This is a genomic window from Pseudomonas sp. FP2300, assembly GCF_030687595.1.
GTDB classification, from domain to species: Bacteria; Pseudomonadota; Gammaproteobacteria; order Pseudomonadales; family Pseudomonadaceae; genus Aquipseudomonas; species Aquipseudomonas bijieensis.
Genome location: NZ_CP117440.1, coordinates 154,187 through 178,825, shown reverse-complemented (window position 1 = coordinate 178,825; position 24,639 = coordinate 154,187). Strand labels below are relative to the sequence as shown.

At 61.1% G+C, this 24,639-nt stretch carries 22 protein-coding genes; 10 read left to right on the top strand and 12 right to left on the bottom strand.

Annotation, left to right across the window (positions count from 1 at the left end):
• Positions 1 to 51 precede the first annotated feature (51 nt).
• From pstB to PSH86_RS00740, 4 genes are all read right to left on the bottom strand, one after another.
• On the bottom strand, positions 52 to 885 hold the full coding sequence (pstB, locus tag PSH86_RS00755; protein WP_072411200.1) for a phosphate ABC transporter ATP-binding protein PstB: 834 nt from the start codon (positions 883 to 885) through the stop codon (positions 52 to 54).
• A 168-nt stretch (positions 886 to 1,053) separates the two neighbouring features.
• Positions 1,054 to 2,724: a phosphate ABC transporter permease PstA gene (gene pstA / locus PSH86_RS00750; RefSeq protein WP_305487175.1), complete on the bottom strand. Its 1,671-nt coding sequence runs from the start codon at positions 2,722 to 2,724 to the stop codon at positions 1,054 to 1,056.
• Positions 2,725 to 2,739: 15 nt separating this feature from the next.
• Entirely contained in the window at positions 2,740 to 4,773 is a 2,034-nt protein-coding gene (locus PSH86_RS00745; protein WP_305490397.1) for an ABC transporter permease subunit, read from the bottom strand.
• A 414-nt stretch (positions 4,774 to 5,187) separates the two neighbouring features.
• Positions 5,188 to 6,186, bottom strand: coding sequence for a phosphate ABC transporter substrate-binding protein PstS (locus PSH86_RS00740; protein WP_116833870.1), 999 nt, complete (start codon positions 6,184 to 6,186; stop codon positions 5,188 to 5,190).
• A gap of 240 nt (positions 6,187 to 6,426) precedes the next feature.
• Between PSH86_RS00740 and PSH86_RS00735 the strand changes: the two genes are divergently transcribed.
• Both PSH86_RS00735 and PSH86_RS00730 read left to right on the top strand, forming a co-directional pair.
• Positions 6,427 to 7,485, top strand: a complete 1,059-nt coding sequence (locus tag PSH86_RS00735; protein ID WP_305487171.1) for an XRE family transcriptional regulator — start codon at positions 6,427 to 6,429, stop codon at positions 7,483 to 7,485.
• Complete coding sequence (locus tag PSH86_RS00730) at positions 7,482 to 7,973, top strand: type II toxin-antitoxin system VapC family toxin (RefSeq protein WP_305487168.1); 492 nt, start codon at positions 7,482 to 7,484, stop codon at positions 7,971 to 7,973. The genes PSH86_RS00735 and PSH86_RS00730 overlap by 4 nt, the downstream gene beginning before the upstream one ends.
• Before the next feature lie 15 nt (positions 7,974 to 7,988).
• Here PSH86_RS00730 and PSH86_RS00725 read toward each other — a convergent pair whose 3' ends face one another.
• Positions 7,989 to 9,287 carry an MFS transporter gene (locus PSH86_RS00725; protein WP_305487165.1) on the bottom strand — a complete coding sequence of 433 codons (1,299 nt, stop codon included), beginning with the start codon at positions 9,285 to 9,287 and terminating at the stop codon, positions 7,989 to 7,991.
• Positions 9,288 to 9,664: 377 nt separating this feature from the next.
• Here PSH86_RS00725 and PSH86_RS00720 point away from each other — a divergent pair, with 377 nt between their 5' ends.
• Both PSH86_RS00720 and PSH86_RS00715 read left to right on the top strand, forming a co-directional pair.
• Complete coding sequence (locus PSH86_RS00720; RefSeq protein ID WP_003177184.1) at positions 9,665 to 10,069, top strand: acyl-CoA thioesterase; 405 nt, start codon at positions 9,665 to 9,667, stop codon at positions 10,067 to 10,069.
• Positions 10,070 to 10,126: 57 nt separating this feature from the next.
• Positions 10,127 to 11,026: a D-hexose-6-phosphate mutarotase gene (locus PSH86_RS00715; RefSeq protein WP_109756522.1), complete on the top strand. Its 900-nt coding sequence runs from the start codon at positions 10,127 to 10,129 to the stop codon at positions 11,024 to 11,026.
• Between the two features lie 125 nt (positions 11,027 to 11,151).
• Here the strand turns inward: PSH86_RS00715 and PSH86_RS00710 are convergent, their stop codons facing one another.
• The 5 genes from PSH86_RS00710 to PSH86_RS00690 all read right to left on the bottom strand — a co-directional run bounded on the left by PSH86_RS00710 (position 11,152) and on the right by PSH86_RS00690 (position 14,966).
• Entirely contained in the window at positions 11,152 to 11,688 is a 537-nt protein-coding gene (locus PSH86_RS00710) for a DUF3299 domain-containing protein (protein WP_109756521.1), read from the bottom strand.
• An 89-nt stretch (positions 11,689 to 11,777) separates the two neighbouring features.
• A complete protein-coding gene (locus PSH86_RS00705) occupies positions 11,778 to 12,023 on the bottom strand; it encodes a GlsB/YeaQ/YmgE family stress response membrane protein (protein ID WP_003187057.1) in 246 nt (81 codons plus the stop codon).
• 103 nt (positions 12,024 to 12,126) lie between these two features.
• Positions 12,127 to 13,212, bottom strand: a complete 1,086-nt coding sequence (locus PSH86_RS00700) for a 5-(carboxyamino)imidazole ribonucleotide synthase (protein WP_109756520.1) — start codon at positions 13,210 to 13,212, stop codon at positions 12,127 to 12,129.
• A gap of 12 nt (positions 13,213 to 13,224) precedes the next feature.
• Positions 13,225 to 13,716, bottom strand: a complete 492-nt coding sequence (gene purE / locus PSH86_RS00695) for a 5-(carboxyamino)imidazole ribonucleotide mutase (protein WP_109756519.1) — start codon at positions 13,714 to 13,716, stop codon at positions 13,225 to 13,227.
• A gap of 332 nt (positions 13,717 to 14,048) precedes the next feature.
• Positions 14,049 to 14,966: a LysR substrate-binding domain-containing protein gene (locus tag PSH86_RS00690; RefSeq protein ID WP_109752947.1), complete on the bottom strand. Its 918-nt coding sequence runs from the start codon at positions 14,964 to 14,966 to the stop codon at positions 14,049 to 14,051.
• Positions 14,967 to 15,149: 183 nt separating this feature from the next.
• Here PSH86_RS00690 and aspA point away from each other — a divergent pair, with 183 nt between their 5' ends.
• The 4 genes from aspA (at position 15,150) to PSH86_RS00670 (ending at position 20,735) form a co-directional block, all read left to right on the top strand.
• On the top strand, positions 15,150 to 16,574 hold the full coding sequence (gene aspA / locus PSH86_RS00685) for an aspartate ammonia-lyase (protein WP_003196363.1): 1,425 nt from the start codon (positions 15,150 to 15,152) through the stop codon (positions 16,572 to 16,574).
• Between the two features lie 491 nt (positions 16,575 to 17,065).
• On the top strand, positions 17,066 to 18,517 hold the full coding sequence (locus PSH86_RS00680; RefSeq protein ID WP_305487159.1) for a sodium:alanine symporter family protein: 1,452 nt from the start codon (positions 17,066 to 17,068) through the stop codon (positions 18,515 to 18,517).
• Positions 18,518 to 18,652: 135 nt separating this feature from the next.
• Complete coding sequence (locus tag PSH86_RS00675; protein ID WP_109752945.1) at positions 18,653 to 19,657, top strand: asparaginase; 1,005 nt, start codon at positions 18,653 to 18,655, stop codon at positions 19,655 to 19,657.
• Positions 19,658 to 19,742: 85 nt separating this feature from the next.
• Positions 19,743 to 20,735 (top strand): AraC family transcriptional regulator, encoded by a 993-nt coding sequence (locus tag PSH86_RS00670; RefSeq protein ID WP_109752944.1) that lies wholly within the window; start codon positions 19,743 to 19,745, stop codon positions 20,733 to 20,735.
• Positions 20,736 to 20,770: 35 nt separating this feature from the next.
• On the opposite strand, the gene PSH86_RS00665 is transcribed toward PSH86_RS00670, so the two are convergent.
• Complete coding sequence (locus PSH86_RS00665) at positions 20,771 to 21,421, bottom strand: HAD family hydrolase (protein ID WP_232201372.1); 651 nt, start codon at positions 21,419 to 21,421, stop codon at positions 20,771 to 20,773.
• A 165-nt stretch (positions 21,422 to 21,586) separates the two neighbouring features.
• The gene (locus tag PSH86_RS00660; RefSeq protein ID WP_163855899.1) at positions 21,587 to 22,132 is read right to left on the bottom strand and encodes a gamma carbonic anhydrase family protein; all 546 of its coding nucleotides are present in this window, start codon (positions 22,130 to 22,132) and stop codon (positions 21,587 to 21,589) included.
• A 72-nt stretch (positions 22,133 to 22,204) separates the two neighbouring features.
• On the opposite strand from PSH86_RS00660, the gene prlC reads away from it, so the two are divergent.
• Both prlC and PSH86_RS00650 read left to right on the top strand, forming a co-directional pair.
• Positions 22,205 to 24,283 carry an oligopeptidase A gene (prlC, locus tag PSH86_RS00655; protein WP_204334268.1) on the top strand — a complete coding sequence of 693 codons (2,079 nt, stop codon included), beginning with the start codon at positions 22,205 to 22,207 and terminating at the stop codon, positions 24,281 to 24,283.
• On the top strand, positions 24,280 to 24,558 hold the full coding sequence (locus tag PSH86_RS00650) for a YheV family putative zinc ribbon protein (RefSeq protein ID WP_047230061.1): 279 nt from the start codon (positions 24,280 to 24,282) through the stop codon (positions 24,556 to 24,558). Before prlC ends, PSH86_RS00650 begins: the two co-directional genes overlap by 4 nt.
• Positions 24,559 to 24,639 lie beyond the last annotated feature (81 nt).

Genomic DNA, 24,639 nt, shown 5'->3' with positions numbered 1-24,639 from the left:
GCAGTTAAATGTTGATCCTGATAGCACAGCGCGGCTATGCAGCCGCCTCGACTAGCCGTAACGACCGGTGATGTAGTCCTCGGTCTGTTTCTTGGCCGGATTGGTGAACAGCGTATCGGTATCGCCGAATTCCACCAGTTTGCCCATGTACATGAACGCGGTGTAGTCGGAAACCCGTGCAGCCTGTTGCATGTTGTGGGTCACGATGACGATGGTGAACTTGGACTTGAGCTCGTAGATCAGCTCTTCGACTTTCAGCGTCGAGATCGGGTCCAGGGCCGAGCAGGGCTCGTCGAGCAGCAGCACTTCCGGTTCTACGGCGATGGTGCGGGCGATCACCAGGCGTTGCTGCTGGCCGCCGGACAGACCGAGGGCCGATTCATGCAGGCGATCCTTGACCTCATCCCACAGTGCAGCGCCCTTGAGGGCCCATTCCACGGCTTCGTCGAGGATGCGCTTCTTGTTGATGCCCTGGATGCGCAAGCCGTAGACCACGTTCTCGTAGATGGTTTTCGGAAAGGGGTTGGGCTTCTGGAACACCATGCCTACGCGACGACGCAGCTCGGCCACGTCTTCGCCCTTGCGGTAGATGTTGTTGCCGTAGAGGTTGATTTCGCCTTCAACGCGGCAACCGTCAACCAGGTCGTTCATGCGGTTGAAGGTACGCAGCAAGGTGGACTTGCCGCAGCCCGACGGGCCGATGAACGCGGTGACGCGCTGTTTCGGGATGTTCAGGCTGACGTCATACAGCGCCTGCTTCTCGCCGTAGAACAGATTCAGGCCGGGCACTTCGATGGCCACGGTTTCCTGGGCCAGGTCCAGGCTCTGCTTGTCGCGGCCCAGGGCCGACATGTTGATGCCGTGTGTATGTGCTTCGTGTTGCATGGGAGGCTCCCTGTGCTAACAAATTCGGTTCGGTTGACCACTGAGTGGCCATGCCAATCTGTGTATTTGTGGGAGCGCGCCTGCTCGCGATTCAGACGACTCGGTTGGCGTTGAACCGAGGTGATGCCATCGCGAGCAGGCTCGCTCCCACAGAAAATCAATGTGTAATCAGCTATCCAGTGCCTTGTACTTCTCGCGCAGGTGATTACGGATCCATACCGCCGACAGGTTCAGTATCGCGATCACCAGCACCAGCAGCAGCGCCGTGGCGTACACCAGCGGCCGTGCCGCTTCGACGTTCGGGCTCTGGAAGCCCACGTCATAGATATGGAAGCCCAGGTGCATGATCTTCTGGTCCAAGTGCAGGTACGGGTAGTTGCCGTCCAGTGGCAGCGATGGGGCCAGTTTCACCACGCCCACCAGCATCAGCGGCGCCACTTCACCGGCGGCACGGGCCACGGCGAGGATCATCCCGGTCATCATCGCCGGGCTCGCCATCGGCAGGACGATTTTCCACAGGGTCTCGGCCTTGGTCGCGCCGAGGGCCAGGGAGCCTTCGCGCACGGTCCGCGGGATCCGCGCCAGGCCTTCCTCGGTGGCGACGATCACCACCGGCACCGCCAGCAGTGCCAGGGTCAGGGACGCCCAGAGCAGGCCCGGGGTACCGAAGGTCGGCGCCGGCAAGGCTTCAGGGAAGAACAGCCGGTCGACCGAACCACCCAGCACATAGACGAAGAAGCCCAAGCCAAACACACCGTAGACGATCGCCGGAACGCCGGCCAGGTTGTTCACCGCGATGCGGATCAGGCGGGTCATCGGCCCTTGGCGGGCGTATTCACGCAGATAAACAGCCGCCAGCACGCCGAACGGCGTCACGATCATCGCCATGATCAGGGTCATCATCACCGTGCCGAAAATAGCCGGGAAGATGCCGCCTTCGGTGTTGGCTTCACGGGGGTCGTCGCTGAGGAATTCCCAGACTTTGCTGAAATAGAAACCGACCTTGGTGAACGTACCCATGCCGTTCGGCTGGTAGGCGTGCACCACCTTGCCGATGCCGATCTCCACTTCCTTGCCGTTGGCATCGCGGGCAGTCAGGCTGTCGCGGTTGAATTGGGCGTGCAAGTCAGACAGGCGCGCTTCGATATCCTTGTAGCGGGCATTGAGTTCGGCGCGCTCGCTTTCCAGATCCGCTTGGGCGGCGGCATCGAGCTTGCCGTCCAGCTCCAGTTTGCGACCGTGCAGGCGGATGCGCTCAAGGCCGGCGTTGATTGCACCGATGTCGACTTTTTCCAGGGTCTTGAGCTCGGCGGCCAACTGGTTGACTCGCTGTACGCGAGCCTGCAGTTGCGGCCAGGCGGCCTCGCCTTCGGCGATGACCTTGCCGTCTTCCTTGACGTTGACCAGGTAGCCGTAGAAGTTGCCCCACTCACGACGCTCGATGGCCATCAACTCCGGCGGCGTGGTCTGGTTAGTCAGCCAGTCGCCGACGATCCAGGTGAAGTCGGTGCCGTTCAGGTCCCGGTTGCCGACCTTGATCAGTTCGCGGGTCATGAACTCGGGGCCTTCGGCGGGCACCGGCAGACCGGCGCTTTTCAGGCGCTCGCGAGGCACTTCTTCTTTCTGCACGACTTCGCCGATCACCAGGTGCGCAGGCATGCCCGGCACGTTGTAGCTGGCATGGACCAGGTCCGCCGGCCAGAAGTGACCCAGGCCGCGCACGGCAATCACCGCCAGCAGGCCAATGGTCATGATGACCGCGATGGACACCGCGCCACCGCTGATCCAGACGCCGGGGGCGCCGCTCTTGAACCATCCTTTCAGGGAGTTCTGTTTCACAGACTTCTACCTTCCTTAAAGCGCCGAATATTTCTTGCGCAGACGCTGACGGATCAGCTCGGCGAGGGTGTTCATGACGAAGGTGAACAACAGCAGCACCAGTGCCGACAGGAACAGCACGCGGTAATGGCTGCCGCCGACTTCCGACTCAGGCATTTCCACCGCCACGTTGGCCGCCAGGGTGCGCAGGCCTTCGAACAGGTTCATTTCCATGACCGGCGTGTTACCGGTGGCCATCAGCACGATCATGGTCTCGCCCACCGCACGGCCCATGCCGATCATCAGCGCCGAGAAGATGCCGGGGCTGGCGGTGAGGATCACCACGCGGGTCATGGTCTGCCACGGCGTGGCACCGAGGGCCAGGGAGCCCAGGGTCAGGCCGCGGGGCACGCTGAACACCGCGTCTTCGGCGATGGAATAAATGTTCGGGATCACCGCAAAGCCCATCGCCAGGCCGACCACCAAGGCGTTGCGCTGGTCGTAGGTGATGCCCAGGTCATGGGAGATCCACATGCGCATGTCGCCGCCAAAGAACCAGGCTTCCATGTAGGGGCTCATGTACAGCGAGAGCCAGCCCACGAACAGGATTACCGGGATCAGCAGGGCGCTTTCCCAGCCGTCCGGAACCCTCAGGCGAATGGATTCCGGCAGGCGGCTGAAGGCGAAACCGGCGACCAGGATGCCGATTGGCAGCAACATCAGCAGGCTGAAGATGCCCGGCAAGTGCCCTTCGACGTACGGCGCCAGGAACAGGCCGGCGAAGAAACCGAGGATCACTGTCGGCATCGCTTCCATCAGCTCGATCACCGGCTTGACCTTGCGGCGCATGCCCGGGGCCATGAAATAAGCGGTGTAGATCGCCGCGGCAACCGCCAGCGGCGCGGCCAGCAGCATCGCGTAGAACGCCGCTTTCAAGGTACCGAAGGTCAGTGGCGAGAGGCTCAGCTTGGGTTCGAAGTCGGTGTTGGCGGCGGTTGATTGCCAGACGTGCTTGGGTTCGTCGTAGTTTTCGTACCAGACCTTGCTCCACAACGCGCTCCACGAAACTTCCGGATGCGGGTTGTCCAGCGTCAGCGGTTGCAGCTTGCCGCCTTGTTCCACGATCAGGCGGTTCGCCCGGGGCGACATGCCGAACAGCCCCTGGCCGTCGACCACCTGGTCCACCAGCAGGGTGCGGTGGGCGGTGCTGTGGAACACGCCGAGCTTGCCGGCGGCGTCGAGGGCAACGAAACCTTTGCGGCGTTCTTCGGCGCTGATCTCGACGATCGGCGCGCTACCCATCTGGAAGGTACGAATCTGTTTGAAGCGCAACTCGCCATCCGGATCGCGCGCCATGAACCACTGGGCCAGGCCACCCTTGGAGTCGCCGATGATCAGCGAGATCCCGCCCACCAACTGAGTGACGGCGGTGACTTGGGCGTCGGCGTTCTCCAGCAGTTTGTAGCGGCCGTTGAGGCTCTTGTCCCGCAGGCTGAACACATCGGCCTGGGCACGCCCGTTGACCACATACAACCATTGCTGGCGTGGGTCGACGAAGATGTTTTTCACCGGCTCGGTCATCTGCGGCAGGTCGATGCGGGTCTGTTCGCTGGTGACCTCACCGGTCATCATGTTCTCTTCGCTGGTGAGCGACAGCACGTGCAGTTGGGCACCGCTGGAACCGGCCAGCAGCAGGGTCGAATCGGTGGCGTTGAGGCTGACATGTTCCAGGGCCGCGCCCTGTTCGTTCAACGTGATCGGCGTCTCGCCATAAGGGTATTCGACGGCGGGCGAGATGGTTTTCTTGCCGTCCGGGTAGGTGACTTTATAAGTGTGGCGGAACACCAAGGCCTGGCCGTTGGACAGACCGATTGCCACCAATGGGCTGCCGGGCTGGTCTTCGCCAATGGAGGTCACGCTGGCACCGGCCGGGATCGGCAGGTCGACACGGCGCAGCTCGGCACCGCTGCTGATATCGAAAAACAGTGCCTGGCCCTTGTCGGAAACCCGCATGGCGACTTGGTTCTGTTCTTCGATGGAGATCATCAGGGGTTTGCCGGCGTCTTGCATCCAGGCCGGAGTGATCGAATCCTTGGCGGTCAGGTCCGCACCCTGGAACAGAGGCAGCACCACGTAGGCCAGGAAGAAGAAGATCAACGTAATGGCGGCCAGGACGGCCAGGCCGCCAACCAGGACGTACCAGCGGGTCAGGCGATCCTTGAGCGCACGAATACGGCGCTTGCGTTGAAGCTCAGGCGTATTGAAGTCAATGCGCTTGGGAGGGGAAGTCGTAGTCATTGTGGAGTTGGCCAGATCATTCATGCGCACACCCTAGCGATCCTGTATGACAGAAAGATGACAGTGCAGTGACGCAACAAATCCGCCGCCGGAGGGAACCGGCAGCGGACAGGAAATTTGTCTGTGGGAGTGAACCGGCTATCGCGAGCAGGCTCGCTCCCACAAGGTCCGGGCTAGGCCGGATTATTACTTCTTGGCGACGTTGCCGCCTTCTTGCAGCCCCAGGTCAGCCAGTGCCTTGGCGGCGACTTTGGCAGGTACCGGGATGTAGCCGTCCTTGACCACGACTTCCTGGCCTTGCTTGGACAGGATCAGCTTCACGAACTCGGCTTCCAGCGGGGCCAGAGGCTTGTTCGGTGCCTTGTTGACGTAGACGTAGAGGAAACGCGACAGCGGGTACTTGCCGTTCAGGGCGTTTTCTTCAGTGTCTTCGATGAAGTCAGTGCTGCCTTTCTTGGCCAGGGCCACAGTCTTCACGCTGGCGGTCTTGTAGCCGATGCCCGAATAACCGATGCCGTTCAGCGAAGAGCTGATCGACTGCACGACCGAAGCCGAGCCTGGTTGTTCGTTGACGTTTGGCTTGTAGTCGCCTTTGCACAGGGCTTCTTCCTTGAAGTAGCCGTAGGTGCCGGATACCGAGTTACGACCGAACAGTTGCACTGGCTTGTTGGCCAGGTCGCCGGTCACACCCAGGTCACCCCAGGTTTTCACATCGGCTTTGGCGCCGCACAGACGAGTGGACGAGAAGATCGCGTCGACCTGTTCCATGGTCAGGTGCTGGATCGGGTTGTCCTTGTGCACGAATACCGCCAGGGCGTCCACGGCAACCGGGATAGCGGTTGGCTTGTAGCCGTATTTGGTTTCGAAGGCCTGCAGTTCGTTGTCCTTCATCTTGCGGCTCATCGGGCCCAGGTTGGCGGTGCCTTCGGTGAGTGCGGGCGGCGCGGTGGAGGAACCGGCGGCTTGAATCTGGATATTTACGTTCGGGTATTCTTTCTTGTAGTTCTCGGCCCACAAGGTCATCAGGTTCGCCAGGGTATCGGAGCCGACGCTGGACAGGTTGCCCGATACACCAGTGGTCTTGGTGTAGCTCGGGATCGCAGGGTCAACAGCGGCAACCGCGTTGGCAGTCGCAACGCCAGCAGCGACAAAAGTCATTGCCGCCATCAAACGCTTCAGTTTCATGCCTTACTCCTAGCAGATGGGGTGTGTTAAGTCGGCAAAGTATCGATAAGCCGTGTGAACACTCTATGGCTGAAATATGACAATTGGATGAAAGGCCAGCATTGAGTTTCGCAGAATGATTCTTGGTACCTCTGGTCATCCCATCAAAGGTCGCCTGAACGCTCAATAACTTTGCCTACAAGCCCGTAAGGTTGACAAAAACACAACAGGATATAGTCTTGTCAACCACGAGAGGACCTCATGATCAACGACCGAATCCGCCGCGCCCGCCTGCTGAGAGGGATGTCCCTGGAAGCCCTGGCCCTTCAGCTAGGTGATATCACCAAACAAGCACTCAGCAAATATGAGAAAGGGTTAACCACCCCCAACTCGTCTCGCCTGCTGCAAATTGCAAAGATATTGCAGGTCAATCCTGAGTATTTCTTCCGGGCGGATGCCGCCCCGCTAGCTCCTCTGGAGTTTCGCAAGCTGGCGAAGATGCCCAAGTATCGCCAGACTCAGGTTGAAGAGCAGATGCGGGAGCATCTTGAGCGCTATATCGCTCTGGAAGGGTGCTTCGATCCAGTTGATATCCAGACTCCGGTCACTGCACCGCAAATTCTGGCGGTTTCTTGCATCGAAGAAGCTGAACGGGCCGCCGAGACCTTGCGCGATTTGTGGGCCCTTGGCAGTGACCCTATTTCGAACCTGACCGAGCAGTTGGAAGAGCACAGCATCAAGGTGGCGATGCTTAGCGGGCCCGATGATTTCGACGGTGCCTGCGCAGCCACCACTGATAGCCGTCACGTATTGATTGCGTTGAATGCTGAGCGTCCAGGCGAGCGAATACGTTTCACCGCAGCCCATGAGCTTGGTCATTGGGTCATGCAACTACCAAAAAGCATGTCCGAGCGAGACAAGGAAAACTGCTGCCATCGTTTCGCGGGAGCGTTCCTCTATCCAGCAAAAAGCGTCACCACTGATTTTGGTAGCCATCCTCGCTCACGCGTTCATCCTCGCGAACTTCTCATTGCCAAACGTCAATACGGGATTTCAATGCACGCGGCTCTACGTCGCCTGAAGGATCTGAATCTTTTGAGCGACGGCGGCTACAAATCTTTGACCATTCAATTCAGTGCAAATGGTTGGCGTAAAAACGAACCCGAGCCTATGCCATGCAAGCCGCCGCAACGTTTCGAATCATTAGCATTCTGGGCGCTGGCGGAGGGATTGATAACCAAGTCCCGGGCTGCCGAACTATTACAGAAACCAGTGAGCGCGCTTGATCCCAATTTTTTGGGCTCACTGGAGAGTGCATGAGTCTGGTGTATATCAGCGATACGAATATCTGGATCGACTTCAGAAATGCCGGACTGCTGGAGCACATGTTTGGACTACCGTTCATCCTTTGCTGCACAGATTTTGTGCTGGATGAACTCAAAGACTTCTCCCATGACGAGCTGCTTGCCTTGGGTTTGATTGTCGAATCCTTTGATGGCCCAGGGGTAACTCGTCTTTTCGATCTTAAGGTCGCGCACAACAATAGTTCGCTGGCGGACGTATCTTGCTACCTGCTCGCGCAAGATACGGGTAGGCCACTTCTAACAGGAGACGGCAAGCTCAGGCGTCAGGCACAACGAGATGGCCTACAAGTACATGGGGCTTTGTGGCTGTTGGATTCAATGGTCATACATGGGGTGATCCCACCAGCATTTGCTGCCGATGCATTGGATATTATGTTAGGCAACGGGGCACGCCTACCCTCAGCTGAATGCGATGCAAGGCTTTCAGACTGGCGAAAGCCCTGATTCTCACTCGTTCGTCTATCGACCTTTCTTCCAGAGATACCCACCCACCGCAATCCCGATACCGCAGATCACCGCTATGTAATACGCCGGCCCCAGCGGGCTTTCCTTGAGCAGCAGGGTAACGATCATCGGGGTCAGCCCGCCGAAGATCGCATACGCCAGGTTGTAGGAGAACGACAGGCCACTGAAGCGCACCACCGCTGGGAATGCCTTGACCATGACATAAGGCACCGCGCCGATGGTGCCTACCAGCAACCCGCTCAGGGCATAGAGCGGGAACAGCCATTCGGGGTGGTCGAACAGGCTGTGGTAGAACGTCCACGAGGTAATCAGCAGCAAGGTGCTGCCGAACACAAAGACCCGACCGGCGCCAAAGCGGTCGGCCAGTACGCCGGAGCCGATGCAGCCAAAGCTCAGGAATACGATCGCCAGGCTGTTGGCCTGCAAAGCCGTGGTCGGGCTGAAGTGGTACACGGTCTGCAGCACGGTCGGGGTCATCAGGATGATCACGATGATGCCGGCCGACAGCAGCCAGGTCAGCAGCATCGAAATGGCAATGGCGCCACGATGATCACGCAGCACCGCCCGCAGCGGCACTTCCTCGGCCAGGGCCTTGCGCAGTTGCAGCTCGGCGAACACCGGGGTTTCGTGCAGCCAGCGACGCAGGTACACCGAAAACAGCCCGAACACACCGCCGAGCAGGAACGGAATCCGCCAGGCGTAATCGGCCACTTCCACCGGCGTATAGAAGCTGTTGATTGCGGTGGCGACCAGCGAACCCAGCAAAATCCCCGCCGTCAGGCCGCAGGTCAGCGTGCCGCAGGCATAGCCGATGTGACGCGCCGGAACGTGTTCGGAAACGAATACCCAGGCGCCAGGCACTTCTCCGCCGATGGCCGCACCCTGGATCACCCGCATCAGCAAGAGCAGGATGGGTGCCCACATGCCGATCTGCGCATAAGTGGGCAACAGGCCCATGATCAGGGTCGGCACGGCCATCATGAAAATGCTCAGGGTGAACATTTTCTTGCGCCCCAGCAGGTCGCCGAAGTGGGCCATGATGATCCCGCCCAGCGGCCGGGCCAGGTAACCGGCGGCGAAAATGCCGAATGTCTGCATCAAACGCAGCCACTCGGGCATTTCGGCAGGGAAGAATAATTTGCCGACTACGGTGGCAAAGAACACGAAAATGATGAAATCGTAGAATTCCAGCGCACCGCCCAAGGCAGAAAGCGACAGGGTCTTGTAATCATTGCGGGTCAGTGGACGTGCCGGTTGTGCGGGCGTCGCCGTGCTCGAAGGCGCAGTGGTCATGGCAAGGGCTTCTCTTATAGTCGGTTCTGCAACCCTGAAGACACGGGTTGGGGGCCTGGGCAGGTCCGGCACGATAGCAAATTGTTCAAAAAAGCACATAGAGGCGCGTATTTGACAGTCGAAATCAGAACCGAGTGGTCGTCTCGACGTCTATCGCCCGATATACTCGCAACCTTGCAGTACTCTGTAAGGGGTTGCTGTGCGAAAACGTCGTTGGGGGAGTAGTACCAGAACCAGCCGGTTTCGCAGAGTTTCCCTTTGGCACGCCTTTACGAAAAACGTGACGAACGCAGCATGTTCGGGCTGAATCGTTTTTTACAAAGACGGCTATTCACCTGAAGCACAAGACAGCGTTACGGGTCAGAGGCACCCCCGGCATGATAGAACTCGAACAAGAAGATCCAATCCCGCAAGGCGACCTGGCCCTGCAAATCACCGCGCTCCCTCGCGAGACCAACGGCTTTGGCGATATTTTCGGCGGCTGGCTGGTGTCCCAGATGGACCTGGCCGGCACCGCCATGGCCAGCAAAGTGGCTGGCGGACGCGTGGCCACCGTGGCGATCGATCGCATGGCGTTCCTGGTACCGGTGGCGGTGGGTGCGCAGCTGTCCTTTTATACCCAGGCGCTGGAAATCGGCCGCAGCTCGATCCAGATGATGGTCGAGGTCTGGAGCGACGACCCGCTGTCCAGTGAGTGGCGCAAGGTGACCGAGGCGGTATTTGTCTTCGTCGCCATCGACGGCAGCGGTCGCACCCGCTCGGTTCCGCCGCGCGCTCGTTAAACACGACGGCCGTTTTGCGGTCCATTGCAGTCCCTGTTCCCGAGCGAGATTTGCAACATGCCTACGCCCAACGTCGAAGCCGTCAAACTGGATGAACTCAATGCCTGGCGCATCCGCCACGGTCAGGCCGAGTTGCTGGTGGCCCAACAAGGCGCGCATATCCTCAGCTATCAAGTGGACGGCCAGCCGCCGCTGATCTGGCTCAACGACCAGGCCACGTTCAAGACCGGCAAGAGCATCCGTGCGGGCGTGCCGGTGTGCTGGCCATGGTTCGGCAACCTGACGCGCAACCCCGACAGCGTACAAGCCATGCGCGTGAGCAACGATCCAGCCACCGCCCATGGCCTGGTGCGGGCGATGGACTGGGAGTTGAAGGGCATCGAAACCGAAGGCGAGAGCCTGAAGGTGGAATTTGTGCTGCCCTATCCCGAGAACGGTCTCTCGGGCTGGCCGCACCAGGTGGACCTGACGCTGACTATCGTGATGGACGAGCAGTTGCACATCCACCTCACCAGCCATAACCGTGGCAGCGAAACCGTCAGCCTCAGCCAGGCGCTGCACAGCTATTTCGCCGTGAGCGACGTGCGCAACGTGCAGGTCGAAGGGGTGGATGGCTTGAGCTACATCGAGACCCTGGACGACTGGAACACCCATACCCAGGCCGGCAACCTGCACTTTGCCGGCGAAACCGACCGCATCTACCTCGATACCCCGCCGACGCTGAGCATCCTTGACCCGCACTGGGAACGCCGGATCGAACTGACCAGCAGCGGTTCGCGCTCGGCGGTGATCTGGAACCCCTGGACCGAACGCGCCAAGGCCTTCAGCGACATGGCCGACGATGGCTGGCAGCGCATGTTGTGCATCGAGACAGCGAATGTAATGGACGATGTGGTGACGTTGTTGCCACAGGCCAGTCATACCCTGGGCGTGAGCATCGGTAGCAAGCCGCTCTAAGCCACACCACAAATCCCTTGTGGGAGCGAGCCTGCTCGCGATAGCGCTGCACCAGTCAATGCAGATGTCGACTGTCAGCCCGCTATCGCGAGCAGGCTCGCTCCCACAGTGGAACTACGCTGGCGCTACAGATCCGCCTCCTGCACCACCCTCACCTTCTCCGCATCCAGCGCATACGCCGCACTCGCCAAATCGTTGTCGACCTTTTCGATCTTCAACGTGCCCGTTACCCAGAGCGGCGTATAGATGTCGTCCAGCTTCAAGCCCTTGGGATAGCGCACCAACACCAGTTGATTAGGCGGCGGTGGCGGGACGTGGATGCAGGCGCCAGGGTAAGGCACCAGGAAGAACAGCGTGCTACGGCCCTTGGCATCACTTTCCAGGGGCACCGGGTAACCGCCGATACGAATGTGCTTGTCATTCATCGACGCCACGGTCTTGGTCGAATACATCACCGCCGGCAAGCCCTTGCTCTGCTTCAGGCCGCCTTTTTCGGTGAAGGTACCGTTGGCTTCCGGGGAGTTGTGGTCGATCTCGGGCATGGCCTCGAGGGCTTTCTGGTCCGACTTGGGCATCAGTTCGAGCCAGTCGGTTTCCGGCAGTTCGGCAGCATGGGCCAGGCCACTGCCCAGCAAAAGAAGGGTCAACACTAGACGGCGCATGAAAGGGCTCGGCAATGAGTAGGAAGTGCAACGCCGGGCATTCTAGCCCCCTCTGCGCGCCACGCAGAGAGGGCTTTGTCGCATTTGAATCAGTTTCTTTTGATCAGGCCGTAGATCACCAGCAACACAATCGCGCCCACCAGGGCACCGATGAAGCCCGCGCCTTGACCGGCCTGGTAGATGCCCAGGGCCTGGCCACCGTAAGTGGCTGCCAACGAACCGCCGATACCGAGCAGGATGGTCATGATCCAGCCCATGCTGTCATCGCCTGGTTTCAGGAAGCGTGCCAGCAGGCCAACGATCAAGCCGATAAAAATGGTTCCGATGATTCCCATGGCATTTCCCTCTGGTTGGATAGCTATGGCCAAAGCCTAGTCAGACTTTGGCACTTAGCCATGAGAGAGATTAGCCGACGAATGGTTCCACCGTCGTTCCAGATTATTGTTCGGCGATCAGCGTCTCGACCTTGATGATCTGCTGAGCCAGCGTGGCCCGGTCAGCGCAGCGCAGGTTGGCGTGACCGACCTTGCGTCCGGCCTTGAACGCCTTGCCATAGTGGTGCAAATGGCAGTCAGCGATCGCCAGGACTTTCTCGCTATCCGGGACCTTGCCGATGAAGTTGAGCATTGCGCTCTCACCGACCTTGGCGGTCGACCCCAGCGGCAGCCCGGCCACCGCCCGCAGGTGGTTTTCGAACTGGCTGCACTCGGCGCCTTCGGTGGTCCAGTGCCCGGAATTGTGTACCCGAGGCGCGATTTCGTTGGCCTTGAGGCCGCCGTCCACTTCAAAGAACTCGAACGCCATCACGCCGACATAATCGAGCTGCTTGAGCACCCGGCTGGAGTAGTCCTCGGCCAGGGCCTGCAACGGGTGATCGGTGCTAGCGACAGACAGCTTGAGGATGCCGTCCTTGTGGGTGTTGTGCACCAGCGGGTAGAAGCGGATTTCACCGTCACGGGCCCGCACGGCGATCAGCGAGACTTCGCCGGTGAACGGCACGAAGCCTTCCAGCAGGCAGCCCACACTACCGAGCTCGGCAAAGGTACCGGCCACGTCTTCAGGGGTGCGCAGGACTTTCTGGCCCTTGCCGTCGTAACCCAGGGTACGGGTCTTGAGCACGGCCGGCAGGCCGATGGCGGCAACGGCGGCGTCCAGGTCGGCCTGGGATTGAATGTCGGCGAAGGCCGGCGTGGGGATGCCCAGGTCCTTGAACATGTTCTTTTCGAACCAGCGGTCGCGGGCGATGCGCAAGGCTTCGGCACTCGGGTAGACCGGGACGAACTGGGACAGGAAGGCCACGGTTTCGGCCGGGACGCTTTCGAACTCGAAGGTCACCAGGTCGACCTCATCGGCCAATTGGCGCAGGTGATCCTGATCGCCGTAGTCGGCCCGCAGGTGTTCACCCAGTGCCGCGGCGCAGGCGTCCGGCGCCGGATCCAGGAAAGCGAAGTTCATCCCCAGCGGCGTACCCGCCAGGGCCAACATGCGACCCAACTGGCCGCCACCGATTACACCGATCTTCATTCGTCAACAACCTCAGGCAATACGTGGGTCTGGATTGTCCAGGACACTGTCTGTCTGTTCAGCGCGGAATTTTTTCAGCACGGTATGAAATTCTGGATGCTTGGCGCCCAGGATGCTTGCCGACAGCAGGGCCGCGTTGATCGCACCGGCCTTGCCGATGGCCAGGGTAGCGACCGGGATGCCGGCCGGCATCTGCACGATCGACAGCAGCGAATCGACGCCCGAGAGCATCGAAGACTGGACCGGCACGCCCAGCACCGGCAGGTGGGTCTTGGCCGCACACATGCCAGGCAAATGGGCGGCGCCACCGGCACCGGCGATGATCACCTCGATGCCACGCGCCTCGGCCTCTTCGGCGTACTGGAACAGCAGGTCCGGGGTACGGTGGGCGGAGACCACTTTCACCTCGTAAGGGATGCCGAGCTTTTCCAGCATATCGGCGGTGTGGCTAAGGGTGGACCAATCGGACTTGGAGCCCATGATCACGCCAACCAGTGCACTCATCGTCGTGCCTCTTCTCTCTGGGCGCCCGCAGGCGCGTCAAAAAACAACAAGCCACGCAGGAAACCGGCGTGGCTTGTTGTACGAATTATGGCCGGGTGAACCGACCGAAGGCCGGGCAGTATACCGAAAATGGTGCGTTAAACGCACTTTCGCCGACCATCTGTCATTTGCGGTGAAACGGCGGATTTATTGACCTGCAGGTCAGCGAACCATCAGCGCAAATCCACTGTGGGAGCGAGCCTGCTCGCGATGGCGGTATGTCGGTCAACATCTGCATTGACTGATACACCGCCATCGCGAGCAGGCTCGCTCCCACAGGTAGGTTGTCGTGATCAGGAGCTGACCACACCCTGCGCCACGCCGCCTTCGAGCTTGCGCCACAACAACCGCACATTGGCCTTGCGCACCAGGGCGCAGCGGTACAGGCGGATCTCCAACGGCACGTGCCATTGCGGGCCGCCGCAGATCACCAGCTCCCCCCGGGCCAGTTCGGCGCGTACGCTCAGGTGCGGCACCCAGGCGATGCCCAAGCCTTCCAGAGCCATGCTTTTCAGGCTGTCGGCCATGGCCGTCTCGTAGACCGTGGTAAAACGCAGGGCTCGCTGGCGCAGCAACTGGTTGACCGAACGCCCGAGGAACGCCCCGGCACTGTAGGCCAGCAACGGCACGCTGGCCTCACCTTCAAGGTCGAACAGCGGGTTGCCGTTGGCATCGGCGGCGCACACCGGGAGCATCTCGGTCTGACCCAGATGCAGCGACGGGAAGATCTCCGGGTCCATCTGCATGGCCGAATCCGGATCGTAGAAGGCCAGCATCAGGTCGCAGCCCCCCTCACGCAGGGCGTGGACGGCGTCGCCCACGTTGGTCGCCACCAGCCGCGTGGCAATGTTCATCCCCTCGTTGCGCAATTGCGCGATCCAGCGCGGGAAAAATCCCAGCGCCAGGGAGTGGGCGGCGGCCACCTGAATGACTTCGCCCTGTCCGCCTTCCAGATGATGCAAATGGCGCAGCACTTCACCCAGTTGCTCGACCACCGTGCGCGCCGTCACCAGGAACAACTGCCCCGCCGCCGTCAGCTCGACGGGCGTACGCGAACGGTTGACCAGGGTCAGTCCCAGCGCCGCCTCCAGGCTACGGATTCGCCGACTGAACGCCGGCTGCGTCACGAAGCGCCGCTCGGCCGCCTGGGAAAAACTACGGGTAGCGGCCAGGGCACTGAAGTCCTCAAGCCATTTGCTTTCAAGATTCATCCCACCACCCTCCCTTAAACGCACCAAAACAGGTCACACGTTCGCCGCGCCGCCGGCGTCACACCGGCATTATGCCGAATATGCATAGCCCAGTGTTTAACAGCATTGGCCCTAATTTTTCCCAGAGCCTAGGATTCGCAGCGTTCCGGCTCAGACCGGGTCCTTATCGAGATGATTTCTATCATGTCCTCCGCTGCATCATTCCGCACAGAAAAAGACCTGCTTGGCGTACTCGAAGTACCGGCGCAAGCGTATTACGGCATCCAGACCCTGCGAGCGGTAAACAACTTCCGTCTCTCCGGTGTCCCGATCTCGCATTACCCCAAGCTGGTGGTCGGCCTGGCCATGGTCAAACAGGCCGCCGCTGACGCCAACCGTGAACTGGGCCAGCTCAGCGAAGCCAAGCACGCAGCCATCAGTGAAGCCTGTGCACGATTGATCCGCGGCGATTTCCACGAAGAATTCGTGGTGGACATGATTCAGGGCGGCGCCGGCACGTCGACCAACATGAATGCCAACGAAGTCATCGCCAACATCGCGCTGGAGGCCATGGGCCACCAGAAAGGCGAGTACCAATACCTGCACCCCAACAACGACGTGAACATGGCGCAGTCCACCAACGACGCCTACCCGACTGCGATCCGCCTGGGTCTGCTGCTGGGCCACGACGCCTTGCTGGCCAGCCTCGACAGCCTGATCCAGGCGTTCGCGGCCAAGGGTGAAGAATTCAGCCATGTCCTGAAAATGGGCCGCACCCAGCTGCAAGACGCTGTGCCGATGACCCTCGGCCAGGAATTCCGCGCCTTCGCCACCACCCTGAGCGAAGACCTGGCACGCCTGAAAACCCTGGCGCCTGAGTTGCTCACCGAAGTGAACCTGGGCGGCACCGCCATCGGCACCGGCATCAACGCCGACCCGCGCTACCAGGCCCTGGCCGTGCAGCGCCTGGCAACCATCAGCGGCCAACCGCTGGTCCCGGCCGCCGACCTGATCGAAGCCACCTCCGACATGGGCGCCTTCGTGCTGTTCTCCGGCATGCTCAAGCGCACCGCGGTCAAGCTGTCGAAGATCTGCAACGACCTGCGCCTGCTGTCCAGCGGCCCACGCACCGGCATCAACGAAATCAACCTGCCGGCCCGTCAGCCAGGCAGCTCGATCATGCCCGGCAAGGTCAACCCGGTGATCCCGGAAGCGGTCAACCAGGTGGCGTTCCAGATCATCGGCAACGACCTGGCCCTGACCATCGCGGCCGAAGGCGGCCAACTGCAACTGAACGTGATGGAACCGTTGATCGCCTTCAAGATCTTCGACTCGATCCGCCTGCTGCAACGGGCCATGGACATGTTGCGCGAGCACTGCATCGTCGGCATCACCGCCAACGAAGCGCGCTGCCGCGAACTGGTCGAGCACTCGATCGGCCTGGTCACCGCCCTGAACCCATACATTGGCTATGAAAACGCCACCCGCATCGCCCGCGTTGCCCTGGAAAGTGGCCGCGGCGTGCTGGAACTGGTGCGCGAAGAAGGCTTGCTCGACGACGCCATGCTCGACGACATCCTGCGCCCGGAAAACATGATCGCTCCGCGTCTGGTCCCGCTCAAAGCGTGATCGACACGAGCACCGCTCACCAGGTCGAGGGACTAGACACCTCTCACCTTTTGAGGGCTTGGGGAATATTCCCCAAGCCCTTTTTTTAATTGATAGCAGCCAAGGATGACCGAACCTGTGGGAAGGAACCTGCTCGTGATAAACGACGACGCGCTGCCCGTTGTAAACCGCGTCGCCAGCCAACACGAGCAAGCTCGCCCCCACAAGAACCTGACCGAAAGGCCAGGTGTTTCAAAGGATCCGTTTCGTCGGACGCACCACAACTGTGCAGACGGGCACCGCACTGATAGGTATAGTGCCGCCCCTCTTCGCATGAGCGGTCGTCGGCAGCGAGACCCTTAAACATGCGAAAACCGAACTAATAACAAACCCGCAAAAAATGGACCGGGACGCAACATCGCCCTCACCTGTCGTGCCGCGCGCCGACCGATGTAACGCAATGTTTCCAAATGGCCAGTATTTGCTTAAACAAAAAACAGCGAGGAATACTCATGCTCGAAGTCATCAACGACTTCCTTTCAGGGAAAGTGCTGATCGTGCTCATTGTCGGGCTCGGTGGCTACTTCACGATCCGCTCGCGTTTCGTACAGTTCCGTCATTTCTTTCACATGTTCACGGTCTTCCGTGACAGTCTGAAAAGCAGCACCGACCAGCTCAGCTCCTTCCAGGCCCTGATGCTCAGCCTCGCTGGCCGTGTCGGCGCGGGCAACATTGCCGGTGTCGGCATCGCCGTGACCCTTGGCGGTCCGGGTGCAGTCTTCTGGATGTGGGTGACCGCTCTGGTCGGCATGTCCAGCAGCTTCTTCGAATGCTCCCTCGGCCAGCTCTACAAGCGCTGCGACTCCGAAGGCCAGTACCGTGGCGGCCCGTCCTACTACATCCAGCACGGCCTGCAGAAGCGCTGGCTGGGCATGATCATGGCGTTCCTGCTGCTGGTCACCTTCGGCTTCGCTTTCAACGGCCTGCAAGCCCACGCGGTCACCCACTCGCTGAACAACGCCTTCGGCTTCGACACCACCTACACCGGCCTGGGCCTGGCGGTGCTGCTGGGCCTGGTGTTTATCGGTGGGATCAAGCGTATCGCCAAGGTTGCCGACCTGCTGGTACCGGTCAAGACCCTGGCATACATCGCCGTGACCATTTACGTGATCGTGCTGCAGTTCGACCACGTACCGGCCATGCTGGCGACCATCGTCAAGAGCGCCTTCGGCCTCGACCAGGCCTTTGGCGGCCTGATCGGCAGTGCCATCGTCATGGGCGTCAAGCGTGGCGTGTTCGCCAACGAAGCCGGCCTGGGCAGTGCGCCTAACGTGGCCGCCGTAGCCTCCGTCGAGCACCCGGTTGCCCAGGGCGTGGTACAGGCGTTCAGCGTGTTCCTCGACACCTTCGTGATCTGCACCTGCACCGCGCTGCTGATCCTGCTGTCGGGCTTCTACACCCCAGGCTTCGAAGGCGACGGCATTGCCCTGACCCAGAACTCCCTGGCAGCCGTAGTCGGTGACTGGGGCCGGATGTTCATCTCCGTGGCCCTGGCGCTGTTCGTCTTCACCTCGATCCTCTACAACTACTACCTGGGCGAAAACAACCTGCGCTTCATGCTGGGTGAAAACCGCAAGGCCCTGATCGCCTACCGCGCGCTGGTCCTGCTCCTGATTTTCTGGGGCGCCATCGAAAACCTCAGCACCGTGTTCGCCTTCGCCGACATCACCATGACCCTGCTGGCGTTCGTGAACCTGATCGCGCTGTTCCTGCTGTTCAAGGTCGGCATGCGCATCCTGCGCGACTACGATGACCAGCGTTCGGCCGGTATCAAGACGCCAGTCTTCGACTCCAGCAAGTTCCCGGATCTGGACCTGGACCGCAAGGCTTGGCCTGCGACCCCCTCGACGCCGGTTACCAAGCCTGACGCCGCTGTTGCTGGCGTGACCGCAGCGCAACGCTGATCGGTAACAAGCTGTTTGGAAAAAACCGGGCGCATCCCCTGCGCCCGGCGTGACACAGCATAAGGTCGGCGTCATGCTCGACCTTATGTTGTGGCGGCTAACCCAAGCTGCCGTTTTCGTCCTCGGAGAACAACCATGAATTCCACCACCTACCCCGCCGCCCAGCACGTCATGGTGCTCTACACCGGCGGTACCATAGGCATGCAGGCCAGCGCCCACGGCCTGGCCCCGGCATCCGGTTTCGAAGCGCGGATGCGTGATTACCTGCACAGCCAACCCGAACTCGTCGTGCCGCAATGGCGCTTCCGGGAAATGTCGCCGCTGATCGACAGCGCCAACATGACCCCGGCCTACTGGCAGCAACTGCGCGAAGCAGTGGTCGATGCCGTGGACGTGCAGGGCTGCGACAGCGTACTGATCCTGCATGGCACCGACACCCTGGCCTACAGCGCAGCGGCGATGAGCTTCCAACTGCTGGGCCTGCATGCGCGGGTCTGCTTCACCGGTTCCATGTTGCCCGCCGGCGTGACCGACAGCGACGCCTGGGAAAACCTCAGCGGCGCACTGGTCGCGCTCGGCCATGGCCTGGCGCCGGGCGTGCACCTGTACTTCCACGGCGAACTGCTGGCACCGACCCGTTGCGCGAAAGTGCGCAGCTTCGGTCGTCACCCATTCAAGCGCCTGGAGCGCCAGGGCGGCGGCGCCAAGGCATCCTCCCTGCCGGTGCAGTTGAATTACGACCAGCCCAAGCAATTGGCGAACATCGCGGCGCTGCCACTGTTTCCCGGCATCAGCGCGCAGATCCTCGATGGCCTGCTGGGTAGCGGCATCCAGGGTCTGGTGCTGGAGTGCTATGGCAGCGGTACCGGGCCGAGCGACAACCCGGCCTTCCTCGCCAGCCTCGAGCGAGCGCGGGACAACGGCGTGGTGGTGGTGGCGGTGACCCAATGCCATGAAGGTGGCGTCGAGCTGGACGTGTACGAGGCTGGCAGTCGCTTGCGTGGCGTTGGCGTACTCTCCGGCGGCGGCATGACTCGCGAGGCTGCGCTTGGCAAGTTGCAGGCGTTGATTGGCGCGGGCTTGCCGGTAGACGAAGTTCGGCGGCTGGTGGAGCTGGACCTGTGTGGCGAGCTGAGCTGACACCCACAGGGCCCGCTCAAGCCTTGCAATCTTCGCCCGGCATATAACTTGCTCCGTTTCCAGCTTCCCCAGGCTGGAAACGGACATGCTTCATTCTCACCTCACCACCCTGAACGCCGTCTCACTGGTACTCAGCACCTTTAAAAGCGAAGGGCTGTCCAGTGATGCGTTGCTGGCCGGCAGCGGCATCAGCGCGGCGGACCTGAGCCGGGCCGACACGCGCATCACCACCAACCAGGAGATGCAGGTCTGCGCCAACGCCGTGGCCCTCAAGCGCGACATCGGCCTGGAACTGGGCCTGCGCATGCACGTTTCGTCCTACGGCATGCTCGGCTACGCCCTGCTCACCAGTGCCACCTTAGGTGACGCCTTGCGCCTGGCGCTGCGCTATCCGGCGCTATTGGGAACACTCTTCGACCTGAACCTGGACGATGACGGCGACTGCATATGGTTCAGCGCCAGCGATTATCGGGAAAACCCGGCCCTGGCGGTGTTCAATGCCGAGTTCTGCATGGTTTCGCTGAATATCATCTGCAACGACCTGCTCGGCCACACGCTGCCATTGCGCGCAGCACGCTTCGAACATCCGGCACCCGATTACCAGGCGCGTTACGCAGCGCTATTCGATTGCCCAGTGCGCTTTGACAGCGTCGATAATGCTTTCGCTTTCGAGCGACACTGGCTCGACCAACCCTTGCCCCTGGCCGACCCCATCACCCATCACGCCATGGCCGAACGCTGCCGCCGGCAGAACACCGAGTTCACCGGCCGCCAGGCCTGGCTGGGGCGGATTCGCCAGCTGCTCGCCGCCCAACTGGACGCCGCTCCCGGACTGGAAGGCCTGGCCGAACAAATGAACTGCTCGGCGCGCACCTTACGCCGGCACCTCAAGGACCTGGGTTGCAGCTACCAGGAACTGTTGGATGAACTGCGTTTCGAACGGGCCAAGCAGATGCTCTGCGAGGACCAGTTGCCGATCCATCGCATCGCCGAACGCCTGGGCTTCAGCGAAACCGCCAGTTTTCGCCATGCCTTCGTGCGCTGGAGCGGGGTAGCGCCAAGCCAGTTCCGGTCCTGATGTGGGAGCAAGGCTTGCCCGCGATTGCAATATGACTAACCCCGCAAAAACGCCTGATGCAGCTCGTCCACCGTCTGGAAGTGATACGCCGGGCGCTCGGCGCTGAGTTCTTCATGGCTACCAAACCCATACCCCACCGCTGCCGCATCCAGCCCATTGCTGTGGGCGCCGATCAGGTCGTGTTTGCGGTCGCCGATCATCAGGGTGCTGGCCGGGTCGAGGCTTTCTTCGGCCAGCAGGTGGGCAATCAGTTCGACCTTGTTTGTGCGGGTGCCGTCCAGTTCGCTGCCGTAGATCACCTTGAAGTGCCGGGCGAAGTCGAAATGACGGGCGATTTCCCGGGCGAAGACCCAGGGCTTGGAGGTGGCGATGTACAACTGGCGCCCTTGGCCGCCCAAGGTTTCCAGTAGCGGCATCACGCCGTCGAAGACACGGTTCTCATAAAGGCCGGTGACCTTGAATCGCTCACGATAGAAATTCACCGCCTCCCAGGCCTTCGCTTCGTCGAAGTCATAGAACTGCATGAAGGCCTGCAACAAAGGTGGGCCGATGAAGTGTTCAAGGCGGGTCAGGTCGGGTTCGTCGATGCCCAGTTTGCTCAAGGCGAACTGGATCGAACGGGTGATGCCCTCGCGGGGGTCGGTGAGGGTGCCGTCGAGGTCGAAGAGTACGATCTGGTAGTGCATTGCAGGTCCTGGTAGTGGCATCACGTGGCGAGGGAGCTTGCTCCCGCTGGGCCGGTCCGACGCTTCGGGCGCAGCAGACCCATTTTTTGTGAGCGCTTCGCGCTCAAGCGGGAGCAAGCTCCCTCGCCACGATGAATCAAACAAGTAAGAACAGTGACAAACCCATCAAGGCCGGTCGTAACCTTCAGCCAGATGCAGATCCTTGAGCTTCACGTAGTTCGCCGCGCTGTAAGTGAAAAAAGCGCGCTCCTTGTCAGTCAGTGGCCGGGCCTGTTTCACCGGGCTGCCCACATACAAGAAGCCGCTTTCCAGGTGCTTGCCCGGCGGTACGAGGCTGCCGGCACCGATGATCACATCATCTTCGACCACCGCGCCGTCCATGACGATGCTGCCCATGCCGATCAGGATCCGACTGCCTACGGTGCAGCCATGGAGCATGACTTTGTGGGCGATGGTCACGTCGTCGCCGATCAACAGCGGGAAGCCATCGGGATTGAAGGGACCGGCATGGGTGATGTGCAGCACGCAACCATCCTGGACGCTGGTACGCGCACCGATACGGATGCGGTGCATGTCACCGCGAATCACCGTCAGCGGCCAGACAGAGCTGTCTTCGCCGATTTCGACGTCGCCGATCACCACCGCGGTGCTGTCGACAAAAGCGCCACGGGCTAGCCGCGGGCTGTGGTTCTGGTACGTACGAAGGGTCACGATAGGCTCTCTCTTATCCAGTGATAGGCGCTGCTAGCTGCGGTGAACGTCGATTGTAATTAAGATGGGCCCATGTTTCTTCCAGCCAAGGTGTCGACCGTGAGCGTGAACAACCCTCTTTTACAGCCCTATGACCTGCCGCCATTCTCGGCGATCCGTGCCGAGCACGTGCAACCGGCCATCGAGCAGATCCTGGCTGACAACCGTGCCGCCATCGCCGAACTCCTCAAGACCCAAGTCCAGCAGCCTACCTGGGCCGGCCTGGTATTGGCGATGGACGAGCTCAATGATCGCCTGGGCGCCGCCTGGAGCCCGGTCAGTCATTTGAACGCCGTGCGCAACAGCCCTGAACTGCGCGAGGCCTACGAGGCCTGCCTGCCGGCGCTGAGTGCCTACTCCACGGAACTGGGCCAGAACCGCGAACTGTTCCAGGCTTTCGAAGCCTTGGCCAACAGCCCCGAAGCCGCTGGTTTCGACGTGGCGCAGAAAACCATCCTGGAACACTCCCTGCGCGACTTCCGCCTGTCGGGCATCGACCTGCCGCCCGAGCAGCAGAAGCGTTACGCCGAAGTGCAAAGCAAACTCTCCGAGCTGGGCAGCCGCTTCTCCAATCAACTGCTGGATGCAACCCAGGCCTGGACCAAGCACGTCACCGATGAAGCCGCCCTCGCCGGCCTGACCGATTCGGCCAAGGCGCAAATGGCCGCGGCTGCCCAGGCCAAGGAACTGGACGGCTGGCTGATCAACCTGGAATTCCCCAGCTATTACGCGGTGATGACCTACGCCGAAGACCGCGCCCTGCGTGAAGAAGTCTACGCGGCGTACTGCACCCGCGCTTCCGACCAGGGCCCGAATGCCGGTCAGAACGATAACGGCCCGGTGATGGAACAGATCCTCGACCTGCGTCAGGAACTGGCCCAACTGCTCGGTTTCGCCAACTTCGCCGAGTTGAGCCTGGCGACCAAGATGGCCGAATCCAGCGATCAGGTCCTCAGCTTCCTGCGTGACCTGGCCAAGCGCAGCAAGCCGTTCGCCGCCCTGGACCTGGAGCAGCTCAAAGCCTTCGCCGCCGAACAGGGCTGCCCCGACCTGCAAAGCTGGGACAGCGGTTTCTACGGTGAAAAACTGCGCCAGCAGCGTTACAGCGTGGCCCAGGAAGCCCTGCGCGCCTACTTCCCGATCGACAAAGTGCTGAGCGGCCTGTTTGCCATCGTGCAACGCCTGTACGGCATCGAAATCGCCGAACTGAAAGGTTTCGACACTTGGCATCCGGATGTGCGCCTGTTCGAAATCAAGGAGAACGGCCAGCATGTCGGCCGCTTCTTCTTCGACCTCTACGCCCGCGCCAACAAGCGTGGCGGCGCCTGGATGGACGGCGCCCGCGACCGTCGCCGTACGATCGAGGGTGTACTGCAAAGCCCTGTGGCGAACCTGGTGTGCAACTTCACCCCGGCCGACAGCGGCAAGCCGGCGCTGCTGACCCACGACGAAGTCACCACCCTGTTCCACGAGTTCGGCCATGGCCTGCACCACCTGCTGACTCGCGTCGAGCACGCTGGCGTGTCCGGCATCAACGGCGTGGCCTGGGATGCCGTGGAACTGCCAAGCCAGTTCATGGAGAACTGGTGCTGGGAGCCTGAAGGCCTGGCGCTGATTTCCGGCCACTACGAAACCGGCGAACCGCTGCCCCAGGACCTGCTGGAAAAAATGCTCGCGGCGAAAAACTTCCAGTCCGGCCTGATGATGGTCCGCCAACTGGAGTTCTCGCTGTTCGACTTCGAGCTGCACGCCACCCACGGCGACGGACGCGGCGTGCTGCAAGTGCTCGAAGGCGTGCGCGACGAGGTGTCGGTCATGCGTCCGCCGGCCTATAACCGCTTCCCCAACAGCTTTGCGCACATTTTCGCCGGCGGGTATGCGGCGGGCTACTACAGCTACAAATGGGCGGAAGTACTGTCAGCGGATGCGTTCTCCAAGTTCGAAGAGGACGGCGTGCTCAACGCTGCCACCGGTCGTGCCTTCCGCGAAGCCATCCTGGCCCGTGGCGGTTCCCAGGAGCCCATGGTGCTGTTCGTCGACTTCCGTGGCCGTGAGCCGTCGATTGACGCACTCTTGCGCCATAGCGGCCTGACCGAGGACGCGGCAGCATGAGCGAGGGGCCCGTGATTACCAAGAGACGCTTTATCGCCGGGGCGGTCTGCCCGGCCTGCAGCGAGCCGGACAAACTGATGATGTGGAACGAAGACGGCGTACCGCACCGTGAATGCGTGGCCTGCGGTTACTCCGACACACTCAACGAGCAAGGCCTGTCGGTGCCCAAGGAATTGGGCACCCGGGTCAACACCTCGGCGCTTAAAGTGCCGGATGCCAAGGTCCAGGCGGTGCAGTTTTTCCCCAACCCCAAGTTGAAGAAAAAAACCGACTGACATCTTCGGCATCACCTTCCGGGCCCCACGGCCCGGAAGCGATACATATATATCGCCATGCCGCCCACCTTCCTGCCCAGA